11 protein-coding genes are annotated in these 12,615 nt (G+C 65.3%); 6 read left to right on the plus strand and 5 right to left on the minus strand.

Translation table 11 applies throughout. From position 1 onward, the window contains the following. Positions 1-346: 346 nt before the first annotated feature. A complete protein-coding gene (locus F8568_RS22440) occupies positions 347-5,068 on the plus strand; it encodes an ATP-binding protein (protein ID WP_151594802.1) in 4,722 nt (1,573 codons plus the stop codon). Positions 5,069-5,324: 256 nt separating this feature from the next. Here F8568_RS22440 and F8568_RS22445 read toward each other — a convergent pair whose 3' ends face one another. Both F8568_RS22445 and F8568_RS22450 read right to left on the minus strand, forming a co-directional pair. Beyond that, on the minus strand, positions 5,325-5,531 hold the full coding sequence (locus F8568_RS22445) for a DUF397 domain-containing protein (RefSeq protein ID WP_151594801.1): 207 nt from the start codon (positions 5,529-5,531) through the stop codon (positions 5,325-5,327). Positions 5,532-5,533: 2 nt separating this feature from the next. Then, positions 5,534-6,394: a helix-turn-helix domain-containing protein gene (locus tag F8568_RS22450; RefSeq protein WP_160573659.1), complete on the minus strand. Its 861-nt coding sequence runs from the start codon at positions 6,392-6,394 to the stop codon at positions 5,534-5,536. 800 nt (positions 6,395-7,194) lie between these two features. Here F8568_RS22450 and F8568_RS22455 point away from each other — a divergent pair. Together F8568_RS22455 and F8568_RS22460 are read left to right on the plus strand one after the other, a co-directional pair. Next, positions 7,195-7,911, plus strand: a complete 717-nt coding sequence (locus F8568_RS22455; protein ID WP_151594799.1) for an ATP-binding protein — start codon at positions 7,195-7,197, stop codon at positions 7,909-7,911. Positions 7,912-8,019: 108 nt separating this feature from the next. Then, positions 8,020-8,607 (plus strand): hypothetical protein, encoded by a 588-nt coding sequence (locus tag F8568_RS22460; RefSeq protein WP_151594798.1) that lies wholly within the window; start codon positions 8,020-8,022, stop codon positions 8,605-8,607. Between the two features lie 62 nt (positions 8,608-8,669). Here the strand turns inward: F8568_RS22460 and F8568_RS22465 are convergent. From F8568_RS22465 to F8568_RS22475, 3 genes are all read right to left on the minus strand, one after another. Beyond that, positions 8,670-9,457 (minus strand): IS5 family transposase gene (locus F8568_RS22465; RefSeq protein ID WP_160573663.1). Its coding sequence is split into 2 segments (ribosomal slippage): positions 8,670-9,124 and positions 9,124-9,457, totalling 789 coding nucleotides; the frame shifts between segments, so codons are not numbered across the junction. A gap of 123 nt (positions 9,458-9,580) precedes the next feature. Continuing rightward, positions 9,581-10,207, minus strand: a complete 627-nt coding sequence (locus F8568_RS22470; RefSeq protein ID WP_151594796.1) for a 2'-5' RNA ligase family protein — start codon at positions 10,205-10,207, stop codon at positions 9,581-9,583. Then, a complete protein-coding gene (locus tag F8568_RS22475) occupies positions 10,204-11,412 on the minus strand; it encodes a helix-turn-helix domain-containing protein (protein ID WP_151594795.1) in 1,209 nt (402 codons plus the stop codon). Before F8568_RS22475 ends, F8568_RS22470 begins: the two co-directional genes overlap by 4 nt. 190 nt (positions 11,413-11,602) lie before the next feature. On the opposite strand from F8568_RS22475, the gene F8568_RS22480 reads away from it, so the two are divergent. Genes F8568_RS22480 through F8568_RS22490 form a run of 3 tightly spaced genes read left to right on the plus strand, consistent with a single transcriptional unit; the run spans position 11,603 to position 12,296 of the window. Next, positions 11,603-11,866, plus strand: coding sequence for a hypothetical protein (locus tag F8568_RS22480; RefSeq protein WP_151594794.1), 264 nt, complete (start codon positions 11,603-11,605; stop codon positions 11,864-11,866). Then, positions 11,863-12,084 carry a hypothetical protein gene (locus F8568_RS22485; protein WP_151594793.1) on the plus strand — a complete coding sequence of 74 codons (222 nt, stop codon included), beginning with the start codon at positions 11,863-11,865 and terminating at the stop codon, positions 12,082-12,084. The genes F8568_RS22480 and F8568_RS22485 overlap by 4 nt, the downstream gene beginning before the upstream one ends. Then, positions 12,081-12,296 (plus strand): hypothetical protein, encoded by a 216-nt coding sequence (locus tag F8568_RS22490; RefSeq protein ID WP_151594792.1) that lies wholly within the window; start codon positions 12,081-12,083, stop codon positions 12,294-12,296. The genes F8568_RS22485 and F8568_RS22490 overlap by 4 nt, the downstream gene beginning before the upstream one ends. Positions 12,297-12,615 lie beyond the last annotated feature (319 nt).

The following is a 12,615-nucleotide window of genomic DNA, read 5'->3' on the forward strand; positions in this document are numbered from 1 at the left end:
GTCCTAAGGGTTTCAAGAGGCAGCCTAACCATGGCGGTTGCGGCCACAGTCCTTGACCAATTTCGGTCCTACCCGCGCGTATCGCCTCCATCGCCTGACTGATTTCGCAAAGATAGGCGGAGGAAACGGGAGGCGTGAAGCAATGACACGGTCATCGACAGGTGGGGCCGGAGCCTCAGGAGGTGTCGGGCATGAGGATCGCTGCCTGGCCTGGTTCGCGGCGCACCTATTGACTGAGGATCCACTGCCTGGCTGGGCTTCCGGCCACCGCATAGTCGGCGTTGGCAGTCAAACCGCGCGGCCCGTTGACGATGTCGGCGCCGTCACAGATACGGGCGGTTGGCTGATGGTCCAAGCGAAGAAGAGGCTGCAGCTCACCGGGGCTGAAGATGGCGCGCTAGCGGAGGCGCTTCGGCAACTCGTGGACGCCGTGATCGGCGAGGTTCCTAGCTCACCGCCGAACCAGCACATTCCGCGGTCCCTCGACCGGGATCTCGACAGGGTGCTCTTGCTGGGTGATGAGCGCACGCCGGCAACCGTCAGGGATCACCTGGCTAGAGTGACGGATCGTCTACGTACCCATCTTGAGGCGGTTCCTCTAGAGGAAGCTGCCACCAACGGACCTGAGCGTGAGGCCCTCAGGGTGCTTCTCACCCATCTTCGCCGGCTGTGGGAGGAACGCGAGGGCAACCCAGCCGATGACGCTGCCCTGCGGCGACTCCTCAGCCCCCTCGTTGTCCATGCCCTGAACCTGCGCGACGATGGGCCGGAATATCAACGGGTTCAGGTGATGCTCAGCGACATGCTGGTCGACCAGGACCAGGCGCGCGACCTCTGGGAGGCGCTGGTCTCAATCGGCCACGAACTCAGTGAGAGCCAAAGATGGCTTGACCGCGAAGCGCTAGTTGCCGAGCTTGAAAAACGCCCCTTCCGCCTCAGGCCGGTGACCCGGTTGCGAGGGGATATCGCTCGCCTACGGCAGTCCACAAGAACCAACATCGCGGTGCTCGGGAGTGCCCTCACCCTCACGACTCCCGAAGGGGGCCTGACGCTTGAGCGAGAAGTGGGGCCGACCCTACACGATGCGGATGGTAGCTTCGCGCTGACCGGTGAGCCTGGTACAGGCAAGACCGCGCTCCTCTGCCAACTGGCCGCCGACCTGATCGATCAGGGAAACGACGTCGTACTTCTGAGCGCTGAGCAACTGAGAGCTTCCGTCGGCGAAACCCGCACGGAGTTGAACCTCGAGCACGACCTCAAGGACATCTTGCTCGGCTGGCCTGGCACTCATCCCGGCAAGCTACTGCTGGATGGCCTGGACCAGACCCGTGGGGAGAATGCCTCGAAGTGGCTGCCAACGCTCGCCAAGCAGCTTGCAGGAAGCCGCTGGGAGATCGTTGCCACTGTCCGACGTTTCGACCTGCGCAACGGCCACAAATGGCGTGCGATGTTCCGCGGCGCGCCTGTCGACCCCGCTCATTCTGATTCCTCGCTTCAGAACGTCCGCCACCTTCTGATCGAGGACCTGCTGCCAGGGGAGATGGAGAGCCTTCTACAAGAAAGCCCTGCGCTTGCCGACCTCCTCCGAGCCGCCGGAAGCAAAATGCAGCAACTCTTGAGCAACCCGCTCAATCTGGAGATCGCCTCGCAATTGCTGGCTGACGGCGGCCTCCTTGAGCCCGGCAACATTCGCAGCCGACTTGACTTGCTCGACCAATACTGGCGAGTGCGGGTAGTCGAAGGTGGCAGGAATCCGTGGGAACGAGCCTCGACACTCACTCAGGTGGTTGCACAGATGATCGCTGATCGCCGACAGCAGGTAACCTACCTGCCTCATGCCGATGCCGATGCTCTGCAGGGATTGGTGAGCGACGGCGTTCTTCGTGACTTGCCACAGGGGGTCGGTCTGCCGCAGCCGCCGATCGCATTCAGCCATCCAGTACTTTTTGACTTCGCGGCCGGGATTTTGGCGCTCGGCGACACCTCCCACGCAGAGAGCCTTGCGGAGAAATTAGACGCCGACCCTAACCTGGCCCTGCTCCTGCGGCCCAGTTTGGACTACCGGCTAGCCATCGCCTGGCGAAATGCCCCGACAAGGCAGGAGTTTTGGCAACTTGCCCTCAGGCTCAATGCTGAGACATCAGGGCATCACCTAGCCGCCGCTGCAGCAGCCACCGCATGTAGCCGCGAACTGCGTTCACCTGACGAACTGGCTCATCTTGCGGAAGCATGCTTGGGCGACAATCCTGCTGCCGGAGCCCGCGAGAACCCAGAGAATAACGCTCGCCGCATGGCGTTCTTGGTCGCGGCTGCAATAGCCAACTCGGATTCACAAGCCAGCCTTTTTGAGGCATTCTCGCCATTCGTTGAAGACCTTGCCCGCGCGGCTCGCGCTACCAACGACACCTCCCTTGCGTTGGATGCCGCCCAGCTACTCAGACGAGCGTCTGGCTCAAAAATATCCTGGCCCGGCACGGAAGTGAGAGACCATTGGATTCAGGTCGTCGTTGACTGCATGACTGTAGCCTTGGAGGATGTCGATGATCCTGACCGAGCGCAGATTGGGAGGATGCTTGCCTGGCCTCTCGCTCGCGCGCTTTCCCTCGACGGAACTGCTTGCGAACGCATCGCACACATGGCAATCTCGCATGAAGTGCTGCGAGCATGGGGTTTCGAAATTGCCAGAGTGCTCATCGAGTGCCTGCCAAGTATCGCCAAGAGGAATGCGGCACTCGCTGTTGAGATTGCTGCGGCCACCTGGGAGTACGAGGAAGAGCGGGACCAGGTTACCAGAATTACGGAAAGTCAGATTCTCGGGCTAACCAGCAATCTGCGGCAAGACCTGAATCATCTTCGATGGAGTGTTTGCCAGCAACTTCCCGAAGTTGCATCTGTCGACCTTGAGGCTGCCGTTCGGATGCTTATACGGATTGTGGAAGTACCACGGATGTTCCAGTACGACCGCAGTACTGATACGGGCCAAAGGCCGCGTATTCGCCACGGTGATACCTTGCGCTACGCAGGAGGGCACTCCGAGTTGGGCACAGCTGTCGATGCCGTCATCGCTCTGCTGCAGACGAGGGCTGAGCACGTGAGCTCAGGGCTGACTAACGCTGATAAAAACAGCAGTGCCGATCAGCAGGAGCTCCGCCAGGTCGTCGAACTCTTGATCTCCACGTTGTCGCATGGCGAGGTCTGGCAGCGTCTCCTGATGCAGGCGGCTAACGCCGAGTCGCCAGCTCTCGCGCACCTGTTGGTTCCAACACTGGAGACCGGCATCTTCGAGCGAGGCCAGACCCGAGGGGCAGCGGGGCTCGTAACCGCTCGCCTATCGGCAGAACTCGACATTGCGATTCACCGTCGGATCGAGGCAGCAATTCTCAGTGCCACGAGTCTAGAAGCCGACGAAATTGACGACACCCGCAAGCAGGAGTGGCAGCGCAACCAACGCGATGTGCTCCTAGGCGCACTCGATCCTAGAAAGGTCACCGAACCTGAAGCGCTCCGGCATCTAGAGGAACTAGCCAGCAGCGATCGAGATGACCGGAGGCTTTCTTGTAACCACGCTGGCCAGGACCTTGTAGACGACTCAATGCCTTCGCCACCAGGGGGTCCACGGAATGGCGAGGATGGCGCGGGGGGCCCTTCCGCCGATGTTGCTGAGGCACTCCGGAAAACAGTTGCTCAGGACCCGGCTACCTGCCGGGCGGGATATGAGAAGCTTGCCGAAAGTTGGCCGGCCCTGCTGCAGCAGCTCTTGGCTCACGCACCTGAGGCAAACGCGGAAAAAGATCGTTTTCTGCTGGTTCGAGGAGCGCGGCAACTTACGCATAGTGCGCTCGCCCAACCTGGACAGCCTCTTGGGCGTGACGTCCTGGCTGTTCTCCAGGCGGCGCTGCCCTCGGCGACGAACCCTCCCCAGGAGGACGAGGTCGAACCTGGGTGGCGCGCCTGGGGCGCCACGATCACCTCAGAGGCTGTGTCGGGCGTCACCACTTTCGCGAGCAGGCCCGAATGGTTAGCTGAACTTCACGACGAACTATCGGCAGCCGTCATCCCTTTCCTCAGCTCGCCCAATGCGCTCTACCGAATGCTAAGCGCGGAATCAATCCCATTTCTTTTCGGAGAAGAGGCCGCCCTTGAGGGCCTCGAAGTACGGCTGAACTCTGAAAGGGACTCGCAAGTGCAGGCGGTGCTGGGGTCGCTGCTCGGCAGGTATCGCGACGCCTACCCCCACGAGGTCGATGATATTCTTCGGCGCATAGCCACCAAGCCCCAATGGGCGATCATCGCGGCGGCCTCGAACGGTGACAAAAAGATCAGCGACGACGACTCCGCTGAAATGATCGTAGAATTGCTCACCTTTATGGCCGCCGAGTACGGGACCTCCTACGCCCACGACACTGTACAGTCATGGCTATCCAGCCCATTGGAAAATCCTTGTAGGGCGGAGCGGCTTCCGGCCTGGTTGCGGCGCTTTCTGAAACCAGAGGACACTAACTCCTCGGTATCGCAACAGCGGACTTTCGCTTTGCTCGAACTCCCCCTCGCAGCAGTTGAAGAAGCGTGGGCTGAGGAGAATGCGGCAGTTACCCTGGACGTGGAACGGGTGAATGCGGCAAAGGTGGCCAATAGCGTCGTTCAGAACATCTATTACGCGAGCGGGGCAAATAAGAGCGAACAGCCTCAAGGGCAAGGGGTCAGCCCAATACAGAAAGCCTTTGCCGAACGCGCTTTCCCATTGCTGGATGGCTACAGTGTTGTGCGGCATCCCAGCGTTACTCATCATATTATTCAGACGCTAGATCACATCAGCATCTATGCGCCCGAGCGGGCGCTTCTTGTCGCCGTCAGGGCGGCTAAAGGTGACGCCCACTATGCGCGAGAGCCATTGGGCCTTGGCGCAGTGCTTCAACTTATACAACGCTACCTCGCTGATCACCGCGAGTTGATCGTCGGTAGTCCAAGGTGCATGACCGCGGTAAGAACGCTGCTTGAAACGTTCGTCCGCCAGGGCTGGGATGAGGCTATCCAGTTCGCCGAACGCCTAGAGGACATGTTTCGTTGAAGCGGTAGCCGTCCCATCATGCAACCGTGGCGCCGGCGGGCGTGATTCGATGTGTCAGGTGACATCACACCTCGAAACACCGGTCATCGGCATGTCAGTGTGTAGGTGCAGCTTGCGTGATCGATGCTGCGCAGTGTGCCGGCCCGGGGTGGCCATCGGGCCGCAGAACGATCGGGAAATTTATGAGTGGAACCGCGTCTCACCGATTTTGATAACCGCTTTATGCGCTGAGCGGTGCACCTGAATGCACCGGGCCTCACGGAAGGTCGAGTTCGCCCCGGCGCGCTCGGCCGGCCAGGTCGCGCCACGCTTCAGCGTCTACGAAGAGCTTGGGGCCTTCGGGGTTCTTGGAATCGCGGATGCCGATCGCCCCGAGGACCTCGGCCAGTTCCACGCAGCCCTGGCTGCCCTGGCTGGCTGTCGCTTTGCGCCAGTTCGGGGCGGAGGGGGCCGGGTCGGTCATTGCTACTCCTTCTCGAGGCCGCGCAGGAAGGACGTCGTCTCGCGAGGGTCGAGCGCGGAGGCCACCAGCAGGTTGAACTTGGTGGTCATGCGGTTGACCTGGTGCGGTTGCTCCAGGTACGCGTTGCCGGCCTGACTTTCGACGTAGACGACGTCCGGGTCCGTGGGCTCGGGGAAACCGAGTAGCGAGAACGGTCCGTCGAGCCCGACGTGTGCACCCTTACCGAAGGGTAGAACCTGCAAGGTGATGTTGGGAGCCTCGGCCGCCTCCAGTAGGCGGCGCACCTGCCCCCTCACCACCGGAGCCTCTCCGACCGGCCTGCGGAAGACGTTCTCGTCCATGATCACCCAGAGGGCGAAGGGCGGTTCCATTCGGTCGAGGATCTGCTGCCTGGCGAGCCGGAGCTCCAGCAGACGGTCGATCGTCTTCGAGGCCTCCCCGAAGAGGGTCGTCTGGAGGACCTCGCGGGCGTACTCGGGAGTCTGCAGCAGCCCGTGGACGAGCTGGTTGTCGAAGTGGCGCAGCTCGGCGGCCTCGCTCTCCAGGCCGATGTAGGAGCCGAACCGCGGCGGGAAGACGTCCTGGAACTCGTTGTACCACCCCGGCTGCGCCGCCTCCTTGGCTAGCTGGAGAAGGGTGTCCCTGGTCTGGACGTCCGCCGTGCCGAACAGCTCCAGCAGGTCTCGGATCTCCCTCTGCTTCGGTGGCTGCGCCTTGCCCGTCTCGATGCGGCTGATTCGTGAGGGCGAGCACTCGAGGTGCTCGGCGACCTGCTCGATGGTGTAGCCGGCATTCTCTCGCAGCTTGCGGAGTTCGGAGCCGAGGCGGCGCATCCTGACCGTTGTCACGTGAGGCTGGGGCATGGATCCTCCTTTGCTTGCATGGCACAAGTTATCTGCTGCAAGTGCAGCCATGGGCGGGAACGGGGACTAGCAAGCACCTTGAAGATTTTCGTCGGAAGATATGCGGAGCAATGACCGCGAAGCGGATGCGCACACTTGTGCAGCACAGATTCGAGGTGCATGCTGGCGCTCATGTCCGCCGCTGTGAAGAGTGGTGAGTTCGCACGAACCGATCGGCTTCGACGCGAGCCCACGGAGACGGACCGCGGACTAGGCGAAGCGACCCCGGACACGGTGCTGCAACACCGGCCGGGGTCTTGATCGGACGTGGAGGTCCGACCCATGCATGATCGTATGAATCCGCCACCCGTACTGGGGAGGCCGTCCGCTCCCGGACTCGTGTCCGTCCACGGCGGGAGCCGAGGGCGCGATCAAATGGACCCGGCCGTGACGTCGCCGGCGCCCTGGGCGTTGGTCGAGCCGGACCCGGCCCACGCCATCGATGAACTCAGGTTCCAGTTCCCCCGCGCGAGGTGCTGGTTCGGCGAGTACACCGGCAGTTACTGGGCTCTGACCTCCCAGAACGGCACCTGCCGCCTCCTTGAAGGAACGACGCTTGGCGCCCTGAGACGTCAACTTCAGTCCGTCGGCCGTTCCGCGCGGCGCCGGCCGCCTTCATCCGGCACGTCGTTCCAGCCGTCTGTGTCCGTGCCGCTCCCGCAGCCGGCCGCTCCGATCCCGTCCGTTCGCCGGCCTTTTCAGTGGCGCAGCAACAGCCGTGGCCGCCACTGCATGACCGGGGCATCTGACCGGAGCGGACGATGCTGACCGGCAGGCCTGCCGACATCCCGGCAGGTGGCGCCTGCGCCTTCAGGCTTCCCCGGGACCCCAGCGCCGCTTCTCGAGCCCGCTCCCTCATCGCCGCGACGATGCGCGAACTCGGCTTCACCGCCGACCCGATCGACGACGCCAAGCTCGCGGTGTCCGAACTGGCCACGAACGCGCACACCCATGCGTCCTCGGCAGCGCGTCCCGAACTGTGGATCTGGGCGCGAACCCACCCCGGCCCGGAACTGGTCGTCTCCGTCTTCGACGCTCACCGCGACATCTGGCCGGTGGTCGGCGACGCGGACCTGCTCGACGAGCACGGCAAAGGCCTGTCGATCGTGGCGGCCCTTGCCGCTCACACCGGCTCGCACCTCACCAGATCTCGTCTCACCACAACGACCGGCAAGTGTGTCTGGTTCACTCTCCCCCTGCCGACGCCATGGCCGGCCGCTGGCCGCGTGATCGCTCCAGAGTTCGCCGCGGACCGCCTACAGGCCGTCTTGCGAGCACGGGGCGTCCTCACCACACGCCGCAGTACCAACGGTGGTACCTCGATCCTCACTCTCGGCGCCCTGACCATTGAGGTCGAGCCCAAGTCATTCTCTTGGCTCGATGGCCAAGGCCGCACCCGGCAGCCGTTGGTCGACCTTCAGGAGACGGCCGAACGCATCGTCTCCACCCACGAATCGCGCACCCACCCAACCCCCTGACCTGATCAGAGCCATCCCGAACACGGGATCCAGCGCCCCGGGGGCGCGGTGGAACCTTCCGTCCGCCGCGTCCCCGGCCCATGTCGCCCTCCACTCCAGGACGCCTTGATGCACACCATTGCCGATCGCTACGCCCGGCTCCTCCAAGCCGTGGAGACCGTCGGGAAACTCACTCAGCAGGGCGACACCGAGGCCATCGAGCGCCTGCTCGCCCAACCGGTATCGACCACCCGGTTCGATGCTCCGACCATTGAGGCCCTTCGCCACGCTCGCGACTCGATTCTCGCGATCAGACGAGCTCTCATCGCACTCCTCGAAACCGCGGTCGCGGACGGCCCGACGCCGAACCTGGCTACCACCCGCGAGCCGTCGGACGAACCCACCACAGTCGGCCACGGCACCATCGACCGCGCCGAGGCCTGGCGCCGCGCCAACCTGCGCCTGCTTGACCACGGCGGCAACTCGATACTTCTCCACGTCGAAGAGTTCGCGGAGGGTTACCGAGCGATCCCGGTCCTAGTGGAGATCCCGGAAGCGCCTTCCACCCCCACCCTGGAAACACCCACCACTCTCGTCGTCGACAAGACGACCGGTGCAGTCACCTACTGGCCCCAGCTATCCCTCGACGTCCTTGCTCAGCAATACCGCCGCTATCGCCGAGGAGAACCCATGACCTTCGACGCCTTGCGCGCCTGAAACCTGCTTCACAAGAGAGCTTCTGGCCCACTTGCTGCGTCGCCTTAGAGGTCGTAACAGAATCAGCGGACGAGGCGTCGCCAGCAGATGATGGCTGCGGCGAGGGTCATGAAGGCCTCGTGGATGTCGTCGAGGATCTCCCAGCGGATGCGTAAGCGGCGGAACCAGTGCAGCAGGCCGATGGTGCGCTCGACGACGTAGCGGTGGACGCCCAGCCCGGACCCGTGCGGGACGCCGCGGCGAGCGATGACCGGCTTGATGCCCTTGGCCCACACCAGGCGCCGGTATTTGTCGTGGTCGTAGCCGCGGTCGGCCAGCAGCCGCCCGGGTCTTCGCCGAGGCCGGCCGACCCGGCCCCGGACGGGCGGCACCGCCTCCAGCAGCGGCATCAACTGAGTGACGTCGTTACGATTCCCACCGGTCAACGACACCACGAGCGGGATGCCGTTGCCGTCGGTCAGCAGGTGGTGCTTGGAGCCCGGCCGGCCACGGTCGACCGGGCTCGGCCCGGTTTTGGGCCGCCCTTCAAAGCCCGCACATGGGAGCTGTCGATCACCGCCCTGGACCAGTCCAACTGCCCGGCGGCATGCAGCTCCTCCAGCAGCAGCCGGTGCAGCCGCTCCCACACCCCGGCGTGGTGCCACTCGGCCAGCCGCCGCCAGCACGTCATCCCCGAACCGAACCCCAGCTCCTGGGGCAGGAACTCCCACCGGATCCCGGTGTGCAAGACGAACAAGATCCCGCACAACACCCTGCGGTCGTCCAGCCGCTTACGCCCGGCGTGGCGCTTACGGCGCTCCACCTTCGGCAGCAGCGGCTCGACCCGCTCCCACAGGCTGTCGGGCACGATCCACGGGGGTTGCTCACCCTTACGCACCCACCCACACCACACCCGACCATCACTACATGTCGCGCTACATGCACATTTTGTTATGACCTCTTAGCGGCTCATCAGGGACAGCCCAGGAACTGACTATGACTCACCTAGGGGGACTGCTGCTCGTCGCTCCCAGCGATACAGGCGACCGACGCGTTCTTGGGCGACCAGGTGCACCTCGCTTACGCGTAGCGGTGCCGGGTCCGGATGAAGGTCGAGGGCTTTGATCACGGGTGTCGCGGGTCCTTCGGTGTTGCTGTAGGCGACGGACATGTGCGGCGTCCAGTTCGGTTCGTCGGCCAGTTGGTGTACGCGCACGGAGCCGGCGACGGCGTCGCGGATCGCGGTGCGGACCGGGTCCAGAGCGCGCGGTGGCTCGATGCCGAGCATGATGGCCTCGCTGTGGAGCCACACCCGCGCCAGGCTGACGTCGACGGGCGACAGGGCCGCGAAGCGCTCGGCCACCCCGGCGGTCATCGCGTCGGCCTCGGCCGGAGTGATCTCGTCGTCGAACCCGACGATCTGGGTGGTCACGTGGAGCCACTCGGACGGGATGAGGTCCAGGCCTTCCAAGCCGGCCAGTTTGTCCTGGCACTGGCGGGCGAGGTCGCGTGCCTCGGTCTGGTCGTCGGGGAGAATATGCCAGACGAGCAGGCGGCGCCCGGGCCGCACGCCGGGGCGCCACCACCAGTGGTCGTTCATGCGAGCGGGTAGCGGGCTCACGGGGCCTCCACAGCGGTCAGTGCTTTGTGCTCGAGCGATCCGGCTCGGAAGGCGCGGATCTTCTCGCGCAGTTCGGCGGCGCACGGGTCACCTTTGTATCGGCTGTGGCCCAGCCGCCGCTCGATCTCGCCCATCCGGCCGATGATGGTCACGACCCGGTAGTCGGCGCCGAGGTCGAAGACCTCCTTCAGCTCTTCGGCCGCGCCGTCCGGCTCGCCTGTCATCACATGCGCGAGCGCTGCGCCGATCCGGACCTGCGCCCACGTCCCGTACACCCATTGGTCGCCGTCGGCCCAGGCGTCATCTGCGTGGGCGACCGAGCGCAGCATGTCTGCCGGGTCGCGGGCACCGAGCCCCACCTGGAGTGCGTAGGTGGCCTGCCGGGCGCGCGTGCAGCTCCAGGCGTCGGCTCTCTCGTCGGCTGCCGAGCACGTGTCGCGCGCGTCCTCAGCCCGGCGCATCGCCTCATTCGCCGCGGCGATGTCACCGCGCGCCTGGAGGGCCGCCGCCTCCGACACTGCCAGCAGCACCCGTCCGCGACCGCCGGCGGGCGCCAGATGGAAGCCCCGACCGGCCAGCTCCGCGGCGTCGGCGTAGCGTCCCTCCCAGCGGGCGGTCTTGGACTGCGCGCACAGCACCAGGGCGCGGGCGGTGTCGGAGTCGGCCTCCTGCGCGCACGTCCAAGCGCCGTACCCGTAAGCGTCGGCGAGACGGTACCGCCCCACATCCCCGGCGAGCAGGTTGATCAGCGCGAACAACTCGGCGGAGATGCTCAGCAGATCGCGGGTCTGCGCGAGACGCTGACGGCCGCTTCGCAGGATCTCGGCGACACGGCTCTGCAGGGTCTGCGCTTCCTGCAGGACGGCGAGCGGAGGTTGACGAGGATAGTCGTGGGCCAGGCGGCGGATGGCCGTCCCCAGATAGTCGACCGCGCCGTCGCCGACGTTGGTCTCCTCCAGCCAGGCGGCCAGCTCCAGGACGTCATCGGCTGCGGGGGTCCGCTTCTCCGGCACCAGCTCCGTGAGGGCGCCGTCGGCGTCGAGTAGCTCGTCGAGCCGTTCGGCGATCTCACGGGCGGGTGTCCGCAGGTCTCGTGCGACCCGCGACAGGTACCCGTCATTGCAGGGGACGAGGGCGGCCAGCTTCCGCTGGCTGAGTCGCCGCTCGTCCATGAGCTGGCGCAGCTTCTGACCGAAGGTCGTCATCGCCCACCCGTTTCGCCCCGGGGTGCCCTGCTGCCTCGCGCTGCCACCGCTGAGGGCAGCAGGCAGCGCCTTCCACCGTAACCGTCAATGCGTTGCGCTGTAGGGCGAAGGGTCTCGCAGACACAGAAGCGGCCCCGGCCGGCGGGCGAACGCCGGGACTCCGGGGCCTGACCGGAAAGCAGGTCCGGCTATGAGCAAGGTACTGCGCCCCGCGCCGCCGGAGGCGGCGAGCGCGGAAGACATGAAGGCATTGGACGCGCTGCGCAAAGACTTCCCGGGCTGGTGGATCGGGCGATCGGAGAAGCGGATCGGCTGGGACGCCAAGCGCAAGCGCGGGGCGTTCTGGACCGGCGGCGTCTGGGCAGTCGAGGCCGAGTCCGCCGAATCGCTCCGGGCGCAGCTCCTGGAGGTGCAGATCCTCGACGCCAGGTTCACGACGGGCGCGAGCTCATGACGGCCCCCACCGCCGAGAGACGGCGCATCTACGAGTTCACGGTCGAGGAGCTTCCCGGTGGCGGACTGCGCGCCGTCCACGACGCCGACCCCGCGCTCGTCGTCGAGGCGGAGGCCTGGGAGGCCCTCGACCTCGAGTGCATGGCCGCATGGATCGCACGGACCTGGAGGCTGGCCGACGAGCGGCGCGAGCGGGAGCGGCCGGAGGTGCAGCTATGACCGCCCCGGCCTGGACGGCGGACGTCGAGGACTCCGCGGATCTGGAGGAGCGGCTCCGCGCCGAGTTCCCCGGCTGGCGCATCGCGCGTGCCGGGGGCAGTTGGTGGGCCTCGCGTACGCCCCTGCTGAGCGAGACGGTTACCGCAGCCGACAGCGTCCAGGCGCCCAGTGCCGCCGAGCTCTACCTCGCGCTCGATCGGACACGCTCGTGATCAACAAGGTCCCCGACCTACAACATCGTCCCCACGGGCGAACTCTCGTTCCTGACGCAGGACCGCCGCATCGCCTCGACCTTCGTCGATATGAGCGGCGGCACCTGGCGCGCCCGCACTCTGTCCGGCGGCGCGGTCACGCTCGACGTTCCGAATGCCGTGGCCGAGCTGGCGACGTAGGGCGCCGACCGGGTCATCCGATGGGCGGCGACCTCGGGGCTCGCTGCGGTGCTCGGGCAGCCTTAGCGAATGCAGAGCCCAGAGCGCTTCCCTCAATCTCCGTGGCTCCGGTCAGCAGGCGCGCGCCGGGGCCGCGGTA

The organism is Actinomadura physcomitrii (assembly GCF_008923205.2).
GTDB lineage: Bacteria > Actinomycetota > Actinomycetes > Streptosporangiales > Streptosporangiaceae > Spirillospora > Spirillospora physcomitrii.